Genomic DNA, 14990 nt, shown 5'->3' with positions numbered 1-14990 from the left:
CATGCCGAACTCAGAAGTGAAACGCCGTAGCGCCGATGGTAGTGTGGGGTCTCCCCATGCGAGAGTAGGGAACTGCCAGGCATCAAACAAGTGGAAAGCCCTGTACTGACGTACAGGGCTTTTTGCTATGTGGAATTTGAGCAGAAAGGGTGATGCTTATTGAGTATCCACATGTTTTTCGCTCAGGATTGACGAGAATACGAAAGGAAATCCAGAATATAAGAATGGGTATCAATGACGGATTAACTGATAAGTACTGTATCCGACGGCTGCACCGGCAATATCCCAGGTGAAATCCTTCCAGCTCCAGCCACTGCCACCATCACGGCTGTCATAAAACTCTTTCGCTGCACCCAGGCTGACCGAAAAGAGTAACCCAAATGACCGGCTGCGAGCCTCACTCCATCCCTGATTATCTCCATAAGCGGTTCCTGCTGCAGCTAATACAGCTGAACCAACAAAGTGCTCGGCTTTATCCTTACCGGTCCATGGATCGTTTGCGTAATGCGTACAGCCACTGCTGCATAATATCAGGGCGACAAAAGGGTATTTGAGGGAATGAGGAAGTGGGTAGGTCATCGAGTGTTATTCCAGATATAAAAAAGCCCGATCAATATGATCAGGCTTTCAGTATAGCCAATTAGAGAATTCGGCTGATTAATCTGTCGATCCGTATCCGCCGCAGACGGCGAATAAGCTTACGCACTTTGACCGGATAATTTGGAATGCTTTCCAGTTCCATATAATGAGAGACAACCTGCGTGTGTTGACGAATTTCGTCCAGCTCTTTCTGACGCTGCGAGGCCATCTCTTTATGTGGATCGTGGATCAGAATCGCATTCTCAAGATCTAAACGCCATGCGCGTGGATTAAGATTGTTGCCGGTAATTAACTGCCAGCGGTCATCGACCCACATGCCTTTGAGGTGATAACTGTTATCGCCATCTTTCCATAACCGCACAATGAGCTGTCCGCTGTCGACAAAACGCTGTAAACGGCTCAGGAATCGGCGCAGGTTAATTTCGTACAAATAAGGCAGCGCACCGATGATCTTAAACGGCTGATCCTGTGGAATATAAAAATCATTTGCCGTTTTATCACCGACAATAATTTCGACCTGCTTACCCCGGCGCAACAGATGGATAATATTGCGTGCCAGCATCGCGGGCATATTGAAATAAGGCGTACAAAGCGTCAGCTTATGATCGGTACTGGCCATCAGATGATGAATAGTCCGGTTCAGCTCGTTTTGTTTACCCAGGCCGACGATAGGCGTCACCGCCAGTTCATCATTACCGGCACTGTCTTTGAAGTGATATCCGCTGGAGCGCAGATTTTGACGAAACTGACGTGTTTCGTTCTTGATCTCAATGCTTTTCGGACGATCTTCCCGATCGAGGCGCTGAACGGCTGCGGCAGTAATGATCGACTTCTTCATAAAGTCGATCATAGTATTTGCCAGCGGTGCGTTGGTCAGAAGCTGATAACGATCGTAGCGATATTTCTCATGGCGATGCAGATAAACATCATTGAGGCTGGCACCGCTGTAGATCACCTGATCGTCTATCACAAAACCTTTCAGATGCAGGACACCCAACGCTTCACGCGTATTGACCGGAACGCCGTATACCGGAACGGAACATTCAGGATGTTCTTTAGCCATACGGCAATACCAGTCCGCATTGGTGTCAGCAGCCGCTGCGCCAATACGCCCGCGCTGAGCACGGTGCCAGTCAACCAGCACACAAATCTCAAGCTCAGGTCGTTGCTGTTTAGCGGCATAGAGTGCCGACAATACGTCACGTCCGCCGTCATCGTTCTCTAAATAGAGAGCGACCAGATAGATCCGTTGGGTTGCGTTGGCAATTGCATTGAGCAGCGTCTTACGGAAATCTGCTGGGCAGTAGAGCGTTTCTACAGCATCAACCGTTTGGGGGAGTTTGGGCAGCTGAGCAAGGTGTTGTTGATGTTTATTACGTTTGAATTTTGACAACATCACAGTGCGCTTCTTCTCTCTTCATGTAATGGCTTTCGCGGCACAAGCAGACAGTGGTAACCGCACAATCGGTCGATAATACCATTAGTCCTGTCTGATGTGCGCATCTTTTGCCTGTTCATGGCTTCGGCTCACGCTTTTCTGCGGTGTTATTCCCCGCTTTTCCAGCGTTAATGACAGGTTCACAATGCCGTCCTGAATCTGAATGTCTACGTCGAATCCGAGCTTTCTGGCCAGGGTGATCATGCCCTGATTATTTGGCATGGTGATACCGGTAAGGCGTTGCAGACCGTGCTCTGCGGCGTAGTTGATCATCTTATCGAGAAGCCTGCGTCCCAGCCCCAGGCCTTTAAGATCCGAACGAACTAAAACCGAGAATTCAGCATCAATATTGTCCGGATCTGACACAGCGCGCGTGACGCCAATAATTTCATTTTGGGCGTCTGTGGTTCGGATGGCAACGAAGGCCATTTCGCGGTCATAATCGATTTGCGTCATGTTTGCCAAATCTTCATGAGTGAATTCATTGATTTCACTGAAGTAGCGGTAATAGAGATCTTCTTTCGTCACTTTGAGGATAAAGGCTTTCAGCAGCGGTTCATCTTCAGGAAGGATAGGGCGGAACAGCGCCTGTGAGCCATCTTTAAGGGTGACAAGCTCTTCAAGTTCGCGGGGATAAGGGCGGATTGCCAGACGTGATGGCCTGTCAGCCGGGTGTGCCGACAATTGCATTGAAACATCTAGCAAGCTGAGTTCACTGCCGGAAACCAGCAACGGGTGAATATCCAGCCGTTCGATCTCCGGGCAATCGATAATCAGGTTCGACACGTTTACCAGCAACTGACTCAGTGCCGGAATATCGAGAGGGTGCAGGGCATTGCGGCCGCGGATTTTGCCGCTCTTCAGTGCCTGAACCACCTGATAGCGCGCCAGCGTCATGTTCAGTGGCGGCAGGGCAACTACCGCTTGCCGCTCTGGCTGCCAGTCTGAGCCGCCTTCAGCCAGCATGATAAGCGGGCCGAAGACCGGATCCTGTTCGACCACCACGCGTAATTCCTGAGAGCCCGGTCGGTTGGCCATGGTTTGTACCAGCAGACCCTGAATTCTGGCCTGCGGAAACGCCTGTCTGGCGCGGTCAAAAATGGCATTGGCTGCCTGTTCCACTTCACTGGGGGTTCGCAGATATAACATCACCCCCTGAACTTCCGAGTTATGCGGAATGTCCGGTGAGCGTAATTTCAATGCCACCGGGTAACCGACCTGGCTGGCGATATTCACCGCTTCGGCGCTGTCGCTGGCGATCCACGTGGGCAGTACATTCATTCCGTAAGCTTGCAGAATAGCGCGAACTTCATGTGTATCGAGTTGCGTGGTGCCTTCTGCCAGCGTTTGGGCAATCAGCTGATGCGCCTGATCAGTATTCTGTTCAAGATCCGCTGGCAGCGCGGGTGTTTCTTTCAGCTGCTTCTGGTTACGCCGGTATTCAACCATATGCATAAACGCGGTGACCGTGCCTTCCGGCGTACGGTACGTGGGGATCCCGGCCTCGGTAAACAGTTTGCGCGCTTCCTGCGAGGAGAATTCTCCGCACCAGTTGGTCAGCAGTGTGATGTATTTACCGCGCGAATGCTGACGAACCGCGTCGATGAGATGGCTGGCGGTCACCGTGCCATGTGCTGCGGCACTCGGCGCGTGGATCACCAGCACAGCATCGAAATCAGTGCTGTCGAGCAACGCCGTCATCACTGACTGATAGAGCAACGGCGTCGCATCATCATGCAAATCCAGTGGGTTTGAGGCCGTTATCGTTTGAGACAGCACGGCGCTCAGCCTCCGGACGGTTTCTTCGCCGAGCTTCGCCAGCTTCCCGTTGCGTAACAGCAGTTGGTCAAGCGCCATCGCGGCAGGGGCAGCGCCGTTACTGATGATAAGTAAGCGCTCACCTTTCAGCGGACGCATATGGCTCAGCGTTTCAACGGCGGAAAACAGTTCATGGGTATCCTGAACGCGCAATAACCCGGCGCGCTGGATAGCTGCATCGTAGGCGGTATCCAGACTCAGCGGGCTGTTGAGCAGTGTCTGAGCCTGAGCGCTGCGGCCGCTTTTGATCACCAAAATAGGTTTATTGCGTGAGGCGCTGCGCGAGGCTGAAAGAAAACGGCGGGCATCGCTGATATGTTCAAGATAAAGAAGGATGGCGCTGGTTTTACTGTCGCGGGCGAGGAAATCAAGCAGATCGTCGACGTCGATATCCAGACTGTCGCCAAGCGAAATGAAATAGGAGAAGCCGACAGCGCGCTGCTGTGCCCAGTCGAGAATGGTATTGGCAACCGCCGCCGATTGCGAAATAAATGCCAGTTTACCGGTCAGGATCGGCACCGGTGAAAAACTGGCATTCAGCTTCTGCCATGGTGCGAGAATACCGAGACTGTTGGGTCCGAGCAGGCGCATGGAAAAGCGCTGCGCGCAGGATTTCAGTTCTGCGAATTGCCGGGGCAAAGACGAAAGTACAATGACCGTCTTACAGCCGCGTTCGCCAAGCTGTTCAAGCAGGGCGAGATTGCGGTCAGCGTGAGTACAGAGAATGGCGAGATCGGGCGACATCGGCAGGCTGGCGACATCCCGCCACGTGAGCACGCCGCACACCGCGCGATAAGCGGGGGTGACCGGCAGCACCGGGCCGTTGAATCCGCTGTCGAGCAGATTGCGCATCATCAGATATCCGGCGCGGCCCGGCTTATTGCTGGCACCCACTACCGCGATAGATTCAGGTCGTAATAAGGCTTCCAGTCCGCGCTGACTCATGGCATCTCCGTTTCATCATGTTCACATGATTCTAGAGGCTTTCTTCATTCTTTGCTGTGAGCTGATGCACCGGATGGTGGGGTTTTCCGGCCAGATACTGGGTGCGGAAATGAGTAAAGTGGCGCGACAGGCCAGCCGAAGCCTCAATATCACCGGCTTTTTCCAGCAAAGCTGCCGCCACTTCTACCGTACAATGCAGTTCCGGACGCGACGCTTCACGCAGTATGTAGCCGGAGCTGGCGCTTACATCAAGGGAAAATACCGGCAGATTATCCAGGTACGGGCTTTTGCGAAACATCTTGCGGGCTTCGTTCCAGGTGCCGTCGAGCATGATAAACAGCGGAGGTTTGCTGCCGGCCGGAACGTCGGTAAACACCTGGCGCGGCGGTTCGGCGAAAGAGGCCGGGAAAACCACATAAGGCTGGCGTTCGGGGTCGGCAATCGCTTCGAGCAGCGCCGGATCCGTTTCCGTACGCGACCACATAAATGCCTGAGTATCGGGCAAAACGTCAGCGATCAACCGTCCGGTATTGCTGGGCTTCATCGGCTCAGTGTCGAACATCACCAGACAAAAACGGCTGGTGGCCTGATGAATTTCGCGTTCGGCGCAGATGCAGTGGCGTTCAGGTAACAGGCATGACTGACAGCGAATCGCCCGTGACCCGCGGGCAAGAAAAGGGCGGGTGGATTTGGCAAGGCGCTGTGCACGCAGGCGAAGGACGGCGTTGTCTGACATAAGCATTCCGGTAGGCGAAAAACGGCTATTCTAATCACCCTTCCGGGGCTGGCAAGCAGATCCGTTACCGGCGTGATGTAAAGAGAAAAAAGCCCGCACAGAGGCGGGCCATCGGCAGGGCTTTATAACGGCTTATGCGTTACAATGATTCATTAAGCCAGTTATTGAACGGGGCTTTAGGCATCGCGCCGCTTAACATATCGACCATTTTGCCTTCATTAAATACCATAATGGTGGGAATGCTGCGGATCCGGAACCGCGCGCTCAGTTCAGGTTCTGCTTCAGTATTCACCTTAATGAAGCGGATTTTACCGGCGCGTTCCTGAGCCACATCTTCAAAGATCGGCGCGAAGTTAACACATGGGCCACACCATGGTGCCCAGAAATCGATAACGACCGGCAGGTCATCCTGCAGGTATTTATCCAGCGTGGCAGCAGTAGCGTGAACCACATCGCCTTCAAAAAGTGAATGACCGCAGCGGCCGCATTTTGCGCCGTCGTCGATACGATCCTCTGGCAGGCGGTTGGTGGCCTGACATGATGTGCAAATCGTATTCATAAAATAGCCTCTACATTGCTTAACGTGAGAACGGTATCAACCTTACCGGATCCGGCGCTAAAGATGGCTGATATGTTACTTGGATGTTGTAAGTATGAGGGTGCAGCATTCTGTTAACAACGCGGTTTATTCAATGAATACGATAGTTTTAAGCTTTTGGTCCAAAGCATGTGGCTTAGCTCACAGACATCAGGTAATCTTCGCGCCCTGCGCGTAGGTGGAGAGAAAAATGAACGATTCATTCAGTGGCAAGAACGGCAAAGTCAAAGTGATGTTCGTCCGTAGTGACGACGACGGCGATAACCGCAATAACGATAAACGTCCTTCCAATAACAGAGGACGTCCGGGCGATAATCCTCGCCAGGGTTCCCGTCCAGACGATGCCCGCCGCAATGAGCGTCGCAGCAGCGATTCGCGTGGTGATTCACGCGGCGCAGACACACGACGTGGCGACGATCGCCCACGCCGTCCGGCCCGTGATGATGAGGGTCCGTATTCTTCGCCGTGGAAAACCGTCTCACGTGCACCGGCTGATGAGTCCGTACCGGATCACGGCGGCATCAGCGGTAAAAGCTTTATCGATCCTGAGCAGCTGCGTCGTCAGCGCCAGGAAGAAACCCGCGTGTATGGCGAAAATGCCTGTCAGGCGCTGTTTGCCAGCCGTCCGGATGCTATCGTGCGTGCGTGGTTTGTGCAATCCGTCACCCCGCGTTTTCGTGAAGCGCTGCGCTGGATGGCAGCAAACCGCAAAGCCTATCATGTGGTTGAAGATGAAGAGCTGGCGAAAGCGTCCGGCACTGAACACCACGGCGGCGTGTGTTTCCTGATCAAAAAACGTCAGGGTCTGGATGCGGAAACTTATCTGCAAACTGCCCGTGCGAAAGACTGCGTGCTGGCGCTGGAAAACGTCGGCAACCCGCACAACCTCGGCGGTATCATGCGTTCTTGTGCGCATTTTGGTATCAACGGGATGCTGGTACAGGATCCGGCACAGCTGGAATCCGGTGCGGCAGTTCGTACTGCTGAAGGCGGCGCGGAACATGTGAAAGCCATCAACGCGGATAACTTCCTTGATGTGCTGGCGACCTTCCGCAAAGCGGGTTACACCATCGTCACCACCTCCAGCCATAAAGGTACAGCGCTCGGAAAAGCTGAGCTGCCAGCCAAAATGGTGCTGGTGCTGGGTGAAGAGAGCGACGGTTTGTCCGACAGCGCATGGCAGCAGGGTGACCTGAGCGTGTCTATCGGCGGTACCGGCAAAGTAGAAAGCCTGAACGTCTCCGTGGCGACCGGGATTTTGCTGGCGGAATGGTGGCGTCAGAACCAGGCATAATCGCCCGGTTTGAGCCATAAAAAAACGGACGCGTAATGCGTCCGTTTTGCTTTGCGTCATTCAGGGATTGCCTGAATCAGTGAGCGCCACCGGCTCCGCCACCACTGGTAAACGGTGGGCGGGCGAACCAGATCAGAACCAGCAGCACCAGGAATGCGCCGCCGGATAACCAGAAAATCTCATTGGCAGAGATAATGAGCCCCTGATTTGTGATTTCCCGCGCTATCCAGCCTGAAGCCTGCTGATGGCTCATGCCCATGCCTTCGAGTTGCTGATACGTCTGCGTCGCCGCCGGATTAAACGGCGTGATGTTTTCCGTTAACTGCGCGTGGTGTAGTGATTCCCGGTTTGACCACATGGTGGTGGTGATCGACGTACCAATCGAACCTGCCAGCGTACGGATAAAGTTCGACAAACTTGAGGCCGCCGCCATGCGTTCCGGCGGTAAGCCGGACAGAATAATGGTGGTCAGCGGCATGAAGAAGCAGCCGACGGCGAAGCCCTGAATAAACTGCGGCCACGCAGATGCCCCAAAATCCATCCCCGGTTCGAACGTGTACGCACGCCAGAAGAAGCAGTAGGCATACATGATAAAGCTGAACGTCACCAGCTTTCGCATATCCAGCCGGTGTGCAAAACGTCCGATAATAGGCGACATCAGGACCGGCAAAATCCCCACCGGTGCGGACGCCAGACCTGCCCAGGTGGCGGTGTAGCCGTATACCTCCTGCAACAACTGCGGCAGCAGAACAATCGCGCCGAAGTAAAGCATGTAGGCCAGGCTGATACACAGCACGCCGATGGTAAAGTTTCGCGATTTAAACAGCGACAGATCGACTATCGGGTGGTCATCGGTCAGCTCCCACACGACAAGGAAGCAGAGCGCGACCACCGCCACGACCGCCAGCACGATAATTTCCGTCGAGTTAAACCAGTCGAGTTCTTTACCCCGGTCGAGCATCACCTGCAATGCGCCAATGCCCAGCACCAGCAGCACTAACCCCACACTGTCGATCGGTCTGATCTGCGTTGCCGTTTCGCGGCCCTTCAGCGTTTTCAGCGTCAGGAACACCACGGCGGCGCCGATCGGCACGTTAATGAAGAAGATCCAGCCCCAGTGATAGTTATCACTGATGTACCCGCCGAGGATCGGCCCGCAAATCGGGGCGACGATCACCGTCATCGACCAGAGCGCGAGCGCGGTACTTCGCTTGGCCGGCGGATAGTTATTCAGTAACAGACTTTGCGAGAGGGGGATCAGTGGACCTGCCACCACGCCCTGCACCACACGGAAGAAGATCAGCATTTCCAGGCTGTTGGACATGCCGCACAGCCAGGAGGCAATCGCAAACAGCACCGTAGACCAGAGGAACAGTTTTACTTCGCCGATGCGTTTTGCCAGCCAGCCGGTGATCGGGATCGAGATGGCGTTAGCCACCCCGAAGGAGGTGATCACCCAGGTGCCCTGCGAGTTTGAGGCACCCAGATTCCCGGCAATGGTCGGGATCGCCACGTTGGCGATCGTCGAGTCCAGCACCTGCATGAACGTGGCCATCGACAAAGCCACCGTCATCCAGGCCAGCGGTGCGCCTACCAGCGGTTTATTTGCCACAGCGGCCTCCGGAAATATTAGCCTGCATTGGCATGAATAACGTCAGCAATGATGGCGTTAACCGGTGCCAGATCCAGCGTCAGAGCCGTTGTCTGATACAGCGGTTCAGTACGCACTTTATTCGCCAGCACCAGACCATCACGGTTTTGCGTATCGACCGTGACCAGCGCCGACAAACCAATACGCAGCGGATGTTCTTTCACTTCCTGATCGTTAAGCTCGATACGCACCGGTAAACGCTGGACCACTTTGATCCAGTTGCCGGTGGCATTTTGCGCAGGTAACAGCGAGAACGCGCCGCCGGTGCCCATGTCCATCCCCACCACTTTGCCGTGATATTTCACGTCATCACCGTACATATCGCTGACCACGGTCGCGGCCTGGCCGATACGCATATTGGCTAACTGTGTTTCTTTAAAGTTGGCATCCACCCAGATGTGATGAGCCGGCACTACCGCCATCAGCGCAGTGGAAGAGTTGATCTGCTGACCAATCTGTACCGCACGGCGGGAGACGAAACCGTCAATCGGGCTGCGCACTTTGGTGCGTTGCAAGGCGAGCCAGGCGTCACGTACCTGCGCGGCGGCTTGTAAAACCTGCGGCTGCTTATCGACCGGCGTATCCAGAATCATCGCCTGATTGGCGTTGTATTGCTGAACGGCGACATCGTATTGCGCTTTCGCGGTATCCACGGCATCACGGGCGTGTTGCAGTTCCTCACGGCCAATCGCATCGACATTTCCCAGCACCACGCGACGCTTGAGGTCAGTCTGCGCCTGTTGCAACTGGGTCTGGCGCAGGGCGATATTGGCCTGATACTGCTTACCGTTGATGATCAGCTGATGCGTCTGGCGCACGCTGTTGGCCAGCGCCGTTTTAGAGCGCTCGAAAGCCTGCTCCGCATCGGTCGGATCGATCGTCACCAGCACGTCGCCTTTTTTCACAAAGTCGGTGCTGTCGAAATTCACGTCGGTCACGCTGCCCGACACCTGCGCCATAATCTGCACCTGATTACCGGCGACATAGGAGTCGTCGGTCGACTCGAAATGACGTAACACCAGCAGCCAGTAAAACAGGTAGGCGATGGCGATAATAATGAAAATCCCGGTCAACAAGAGCATCGCGGTTTTGCGCGTTTTTTTCTTATTTCTCGGAGCTTGCGGCGTTGCTGCCTGAGTTTCGGCATTTGCGCTCATGGTCTTCTCCACGCTGAGTCTGTGTAATTATTATGATTTTTGATCCGCAGCCGGGGCCTGATAGCCACCCCCGAGCGCACGGATAAGACTGATTTTTGCCTGCATCACCTGACTGCTGGCATTAAGTTGCGCCTGCTGTTGTTGCAGAAGCGCTGACTGGCTGGTCAACAGCTCATCCCGTCCGATGATGCCAGCGTTGTATCTTGCATCCGAAACGCGATACACCTCTTCCAGCGATTTCGCGGCAGAAGAAGCCTGCTGCAATTGTTCAACGCTGCTTTTCGAGACAGTGATGGCATCCGCAGTTTGCTGGATGGCGTTCAGGATGGTCTGGTTATACGACTCAACGGACTGGTCATATAACGCGGACTCTTCGCCCAGTTTGGCGCGCAGCGCACCGGCGTGGAAAATCGGCAGCGAAATCGCGGGCGTGATATTCCAGGCTTTGCTGGCGGCTTCCAGAAGATTCGGGCTGGTGCCTCCGTAGTTGGTGGTCGTCAGACCGCCGAAGGCGCTGATGGAAAGGCTTGGGTAGAACTCTTTTTTCGCGGCGCTGACACGCTGGGAATAGGATTCGACCAGATCGCGCTGTGCGGCGATGTCAGGGCGTTTACCCAGCAAATCGAGGGTCAGCTCACCTTTGGGTGCCAGCGCGTCAGGCGAAGGCAGTGCCACGGCGTGCAGCCCGTTCATGGCGTCGGGGCCACGACCGGCCAGTGCCGATAACTCATGGCGCAGTTGCTCGGTTTGCGACTTCAGCGTGATGATCTGTTGCTTCGCGCTGTCGGCCTGCGCCTGCGTCTGTTGCGGGATCTCAATGCCATATACCCCCGCCTGATACTGCGCTTTACGCAGATCGGCCAGACGCTGGTTGTTATCTACCTGATGTTGCAGAACGTCCTGAAGGGCCAGATTGGCCTGCAACTGATAATAGGCTGACGCCACCGAACTGGTCAGCGTCAGAGCGGCTTGCGCCTGTTCAGCACGGGCGGAATCCACCTGTGCTTTCGCGGCATTCACCTGATTGCGGTATTTTCCCCACCAGTCAAACTCATAGCTCAGATTCAGGCCGAGGCTGTTACTGCTGTCATAGATAGGCGCTTCGGGGTAGCTGGTCAGAAACGGCGGAATGGTGTTTTTAGCCACACGTTCACGTCGCGTCGATCCATTCAAATCCAGATAAGGGCCATTGGCCGCATCCGCTTCGCCCATCACACTCTGCGCTTCGCGCACGCGCGCTGCCGCCTGACGTAACGATGGCGAGTTTTGCAACGTTGTGGTCATCAGGGCATCGAGTTGCGGGTCATTAAGACTGCGCCACCACTGTGGGCCGAGGGTCAGGGAGCTGACCTTTGCCTGCTGCAGATGAAGCTGTTGCGTATCCAGCAGCGACGACTGAGGAGCAATACTATTACTGGAGGCGCACCCGGCCAAAATCAAAACGGCAAACAGCGGCGTAAGCCTCCAGCGAGCTTGGAGTGACATGTGTGGTTTACCTGAACAGAAATTTAGAATTGTTGCAGTGCTGTCGCATCCATCTGATCAAGGCGAGTTAACAGTTTGCGCGTCAGGGTTTCTAACTGCTTCTGTTCATCTGCGTCTAAGGTCGACCAGAGGAAATGCAGGCTCTTGTGTTGAGGCGGCAGTAACTTCTGAATAAAGGCTTCGCCATCAGCGGTCAGGTGCAAATGCAGGCAACGGCGGTCGTTGTCGCTTTCACGGCGTTCGATCCATCCACGCTTTTCCAGCTCATCCGCAATGCGGGTGGCGTTGGTACGCGAAGACCCCAGTGCAGAACTCAGCTCAGAAGGCTGAATGCTGTGGCTTTCCTGCGCATCAAGCGTCAGTAACGCCATAAACAGGGTTTCGTTGATCCCTTGTGCTTTCAGCATTTTGTTGCGATTTTCCAGCAACTTACTTTGCATGTGCATACAAAGACGGGTCAGCAAAATTTCCTGATAAGGAAAATCTTTTTGCTTTTTAGCCCGGAAATTTAACATTTTTTCAATTGGCGAGAACGAACTGTCCATATGAGAAGCCTCATTAGTTACAGATGACATAGTAACGATGGTAATTAATAATATCAATGTTATGAATCACCAATTCTTTAGCAATTAGTGTGATTCATAACCCCGGTGAATTATTCGATGTTTAAAGCATTCAACAAACTTTGATTACGTGTTGCCAGAGCGTAAAAAAATAGCGGGTTTCACACCGCCATCAGCATCACCTTGAACACCAGGCCGTACGCCACGGCGCCAGTCAGCGTGGCAATAATGATGCTTTTTGTGCGCCAGAAAATCAGCGTCAGCAGCACGAAACCGGCCAGTGACGGCAGCAGTCTTTGCGGGTCACGCATTACGTCCGGCGCGCCTGAAACCACCAGCAACGCACAAATCGAGGCGATACCAATGCTGTCGAGCACGCGGGAGAGCGGGCCACTTTTCAGGCCACCTGAGGTTCGCCGCGCACCGATGCGCAGGGGCAAATAGCGGAACAGGTAATTGACCACGCCCACCAGCAGACACACCAGAATAACGTCAGTGCTCATCGGAGATGACCTCCGCCGCAGATGTCGCCTGGGGCCGTTGCAGCAGGGCGGCCAGGCAACCGGCCGCGAGCCCGCAGCCAATGGCGGCGGGAATTGACCAGAACATCAACCCGCTCAGAGCGCCGGCCAGCGAGGCAACAAACACCATGCTTTGCTGGCGCTTAAACGCCGCGAGTAGAAAACTCAGGAACAGCGCAGGCAACATAAACCCGAGCGCAGCCTCAACGGCGGGAAAATTTTCCAGCGGACCGTTGCCAAACAGCGCGCCGATGGCGGTGCCGAAAACCCAGGAAAGCCAGGATGAGAGCGCAATGCCACACATCCAGTCCTCGCTCCAGCTGCGTTTATCGCGAATAAGTTTGGTGGTGGCGGCGGCGAACACTTCATCGGTCAGGCCGAACGCCCAGAGCGCGGTTTTCCTGCCATTGAGTTTTCCCACCAGACGGTTACGCAAAGAGGGGCCGTACAGGACGTGTCTGACATCCATCGCCATGACCGTCAGGGCGCAAACCCATAAAGACATTCCGGCGCTGAGCAGCGCGGTGATCACAAACTGGCTGGCGCCTGCGTAGATAAGCACGGAGAACAACAGACTTTCAGCAGGGGTGAAGCCAAGTTTGACGGCGCTGAGGCCGAAAGCAAAAGCGATGGGCAGATAACCGATCACTACGGGCAGGCTGTCAGTCACACCTTGCCGGAAGGTGGAAACGCGGGCGGGATCAGGATTGGTTTGCATGGATGTATAAAACATTGTGAAACCGGAGTGTGGCCGGCGAATAATTCATGACGCAAACATTACCAGACTGTAAGTATTGTTAACACCCTTTGGTACAAATAAATTTCAGCAATGATTATTCGCAAGCTAATCAGGAGGGGTGATGATTCCCTCCTGATTCTATTTTAACCGCCCGATAATCAGGCGAGTTTGTATTTATGTCCCTGCCACCAGACCAGCAGATTCAGTACGCACATCAGCGTGCCCGCGAGGGAAACGCCATACCAGCCCGCTGCCTGATAGGCCGAAGCCGACACCAGTGAGCCGACCGCGCCACCGATAAAGTAAGTGGTCATATAACCTGCCGTGAGGCGGTTACGTGCTTCGGGCATGGTTTTATAGATAACACTTTGGTTGGTGATGTGAACGCCCTGAACCGAAAGGTCCAAAACGATGATGCCGATAATCAGCGAGATAACCGAATGCTCTCCGTAAGCAATCGCTGCCCATGACAGCAGCAGCAGGATTAACCCGGCGGTGGTGGTCAGATGCGCTTTGCCTTTATCGGCAAGATTGCCCGCACGGGTTGCCGCCAGCGCACCGGCCGCACCCACCAGACCAAACAGGCCGATCACCCCTTCGGAATAGTGATACGCCGGGCCAGCCAGCAGGAACGCCATCGAGGTCCACAAAATGCTGAAGTTAGCGAAGCAGAACATCCCCACCAGCGCACGGGTACGCAGCACCGGCGTGTGAATGAACAGCGAGAAAATAGATTTCAGCAGTTGCGGATAATTCAGATCGGTTTTCTGCTCATGTTTGGGCAGTTTGCGCCACAGCACCAGCGCCATGACGATCATCAGCGCACTCGCCACCCAATACACCGTACGCCAGCCGCCCAGTGACGCCAGGGCGCCCGCGACGGTTCGCGCCAGCAAGATGCCCAGCAGCAGGCCTGACATAATCAGCCCGACCACTTTTCCGCGACGTTCCGGCTCCGCCAGCGTGGCAGCCAGTGGCACCAGAATCTGCGCGACCACGGAAAACAGCCCGGTCAGCGCGGTGCCCACTAACATCATGGTCAGCGTCGGTGCCATGGCGGTGATCAGTAATCCGGCGGCGGAAAGCAGTGTCATCAGCACAATCAGGCCGCGACGTTCAAACATATCGCCCAGCGGCACGATAAACATCAGGCCACAGGCATAACCGAGTTGCGCGACGGTGACGATAAAACCGGCCTGATTGACCGACAGGCTGAACGCGCGGGCAATGGTTTCCAGCAGCGGCTGCGGGTAATAGTTACTGGCGACGGCAAGCCCGGTGGCAATCGCCATCAGAATGATCAGCGCCGGGCTGAGTGGAGAATGTGTTGTAGTTTTTTTCATAGTGAGAATAAACAGATCTTATTGAAGGAGCAGGGAAATGCGAGCGACGATTATCGTTATGCTAAAAATATTAAACCAATGAATAGTTTTAATGGCAACTAT

13 protein-coding genes and 1 rRNA gene are annotated in these 14990 nt (G+C 54.6%); 2 read left to right on the top strand and 12 right to left on the bottom strand.

From position 1 onward, the window contains the following. Window positions 1-81 (top strand): 5S ribosomal RNA (rrf, locus tag J1779_RS25835); the annotation flags it as partial. Window positions 82-231: 150 nt separating this feature from the next. Here rrf and J1779_RS12125 read toward each other — a convergent pair. The 5 genes from J1779_RS12125 to trxC form a co-directional block, all read right to left on the bottom strand. Next, window positions 232-579, bottom strand: coding sequence for a YfiM family lipoprotein (locus J1779_RS12125; protein WP_056782022.1), 348 nt, complete (start codon window positions 577-579; stop codon window positions 232-234). A gap of 61 nt (window positions 580-640) precedes the next feature. Next, window positions 641-1993, bottom strand: a complete 1353-nt coding sequence (pssA, locus tag J1779_RS12120; RefSeq protein ID WP_235533500.1) for a CDP-diacylglycerol--serine O-phosphatidyltransferase — start codon at window positions 1991-1993, stop codon at window positions 641-643. A gap of 87 nt (window positions 1994-2080) precedes the next feature. Beyond that, window positions 2081-4801: a bifunctional acetate--CoA ligase family protein/GNAT family N-acetyltransferase gene (locus tag J1779_RS12110; RefSeq protein ID WP_217203869.1), complete on the bottom strand. Its 2721-nt coding sequence runs from the start codon at window positions 4799-4801 to the stop codon at window positions 2081-2083. Between the two features lie 31 nt (window positions 4802-4832). Next, window positions 4833-5537: a tRNA-uridine aminocarboxypropyltransferase gene (locus J1779_RS12105; protein WP_217203868.1), complete on the bottom strand. Its 705-nt coding sequence runs from the start codon at window positions 5535-5537 to the stop codon at window positions 4833-4835. Window positions 5538-5676: 139 nt separating this feature from the next. Further along, window positions 5677-6096: a thioredoxin TrxC gene (trxC, locus tag J1779_RS12100; RefSeq protein WP_122097066.1), complete on the bottom strand. Its 420-nt coding sequence runs from the start codon at window positions 6094-6096 to the stop codon at window positions 5677-5679. A 229-nt stretch (window positions 6097-6325) separates the two neighbouring features. Between trxC and J1779_RS12095 the strand changes: the two genes are divergently transcribed. Continuing rightward, window positions 6326-7429, top strand: a complete 1104-nt coding sequence (locus J1779_RS12095; RefSeq protein ID WP_056782013.1) for a tRNA/rRNA methyltransferase — start codon at window positions 6326-6328, stop codon at window positions 7427-7429. Window positions 7430-7505: 76 nt separating this feature from the next. Here the strand turns inward: J1779_RS12095 and emrB are convergent, their stop codons facing one another. From emrB to J1779_RS12060, 7 genes are all read right to left on the bottom strand, one after another. After that, entirely contained in the window at window positions 7506-9041 is a 1536-nt protein-coding gene (gene emrB / locus J1779_RS12090) for a multidrug efflux MFS transporter permease subunit EmrB (protein WP_072158203.1), read from the bottom strand. Window positions 9042-9058: 17 nt separating this feature from the next. Further along, the gene (gene emrA, locus J1779_RS12085; RefSeq protein ID WP_056782012.1) at window positions 9059-10237 is read right to left on the bottom strand and encodes a multidrug efflux MFS transporter periplasmic adaptor subunit EmrA; all 1179 of its coding nucleotides are present in this window, start codon (window positions 10235-10237) and stop codon (window positions 9059-9061) included. A 30-nt stretch (window positions 10238-10267) separates the two neighbouring features. Next, window positions 10268-11722: an efflux transporter outer membrane subunit gene (locus J1779_RS12080; protein ID WP_136374837.1), complete on the bottom strand. Its 1455-nt coding sequence runs from the start codon at window positions 11720-11722 to the stop codon at window positions 10268-10270. A 23-nt stretch (window positions 11723-11745) separates the two neighbouring features. Continuing rightward, window positions 11746-12267, bottom strand: a complete 522-nt coding sequence (gene mprA / locus J1779_RS12075; protein WP_056782008.1) for a transcriptional repressor MprA — start codon at window positions 12265-12267, stop codon at window positions 11746-11748. Between the two features lie 179 nt (window positions 12268-12446). Beyond that, window positions 12447-12788 (bottom strand): L-valine transporter subunit YgaH, encoded by a 342-nt coding sequence (gene ygaH, locus J1779_RS12070; protein WP_122097064.1) that lies wholly within the window; start codon window positions 12786-12788, stop codon window positions 12447-12449. Beyond that, window positions 12778-13539 (bottom strand): AzlC family ABC transporter permease, encoded by a 762-nt coding sequence (locus J1779_RS12065; RefSeq protein ID WP_420804206.1) that lies wholly within the window; start codon window positions 13537-13539, stop codon window positions 12778-12780. The genes ygaH and J1779_RS12065 overlap by 11 nt, the downstream gene beginning before the upstream one ends. A 164-nt stretch (window positions 13540-13703) precedes the next feature. Then, on the bottom strand, window positions 13704-14888 hold the full coding sequence (locus tag J1779_RS12060; protein ID WP_056782004.1) for an MFS transporter: 1185 nt from the start codon (window positions 14886-14888) through the stop codon (window positions 13704-13706). Between the last annotated feature and the right edge of the window lie 102 nt (window positions 14889-14990).

Origin of the sequence: Rahnella rivi (assembly GCF_019049655.1) — a bacterium.
Lineage (GTDB): Bacteria > Pseudomonadota > Gammaproteobacteria > Enterobacterales > Enterobacteriaceae > Rahnella > Rahnella rivi.
This window is presented reverse-complemented; position numbering and strand designations above follow the sequence as displayed.

Excerpts from the sequence above, each read along its gene's own strand:
- J1779_RS12105 (WP_217203868.1), bottom strand. The coding sequence starts at position 5,537 with ATGTCAGACAACGCCGTCCTTCGCCTGCGTGCACAGCGCCTTGCCAAA.
- mprA (WP_056782008.1), bottom strand. The coding sequence starts at position 12,267 with ATGGACAGTTCGTTCTCGCCAATTGAAAAAATGTTAAATTTCCGGGCT.
- trxC (WP_122097066.1), bottom strand. The coding sequence starts at position 6,096 with ATGAATACGATTTGCACATCATGTCAGGCCACCAACCGCCTGCCAGAG.
- J1779_RS12125 (WP_056782022.1), bottom strand. The coding sequence starts at position 579 with ATGACCTACCCACTTCCTCATTCCCTCAAATACCCTTTTGTCGCCCTG.
- J1779_RS12095 (WP_056782013.1), top strand. The coding sequence starts at position 6,326 with ATGAACGATTCATTCAGTGGCAAGAACGGCAAAGTCAAAGTGATGTTC.
- J1779_RS12080 (WP_136374837.1), bottom strand. The coding sequence starts at position 11,722 with ATGTCACTCCAAGCTCGCTGGAGGCTTACGCCGCTGTTTGCCGTTTTG.
- J1779_RS12060 (WP_056782004.1), bottom strand. The coding sequence starts at position 14,888 with ATGAAAAAAACTACAACACATTCTCCACTCAGCCCGGCGCTGATCATT.
- emrA (WP_056782012.1), bottom strand. The coding sequence starts at position 10,237 with ATGAGCGCAAATGCCGAAACTCAGGCAGCAACGCCGCAAGCTCCGAGA.
- ygaH (WP_122097064.1), bottom strand. The coding sequence starts at position 12,788 with ATGAGCACTGACGTTATTCTGGTGTGTCTGCTGGTGGGCGTGGTCAAT.
- J1779_RS12065 (WP_420804206.1), bottom strand. The coding sequence starts at position 13,539 with ATGTTTTATACATCCATGCAAACCAATCCTGATCCCGCCCGCGTTTCC.
- J1779_RS12110 (WP_217203869.1), bottom strand. The coding sequence starts at position 4,801 with ATGAGTCAGCGCGGACTGGAAGCCTTATTACGACCTGAATCTATCGCG.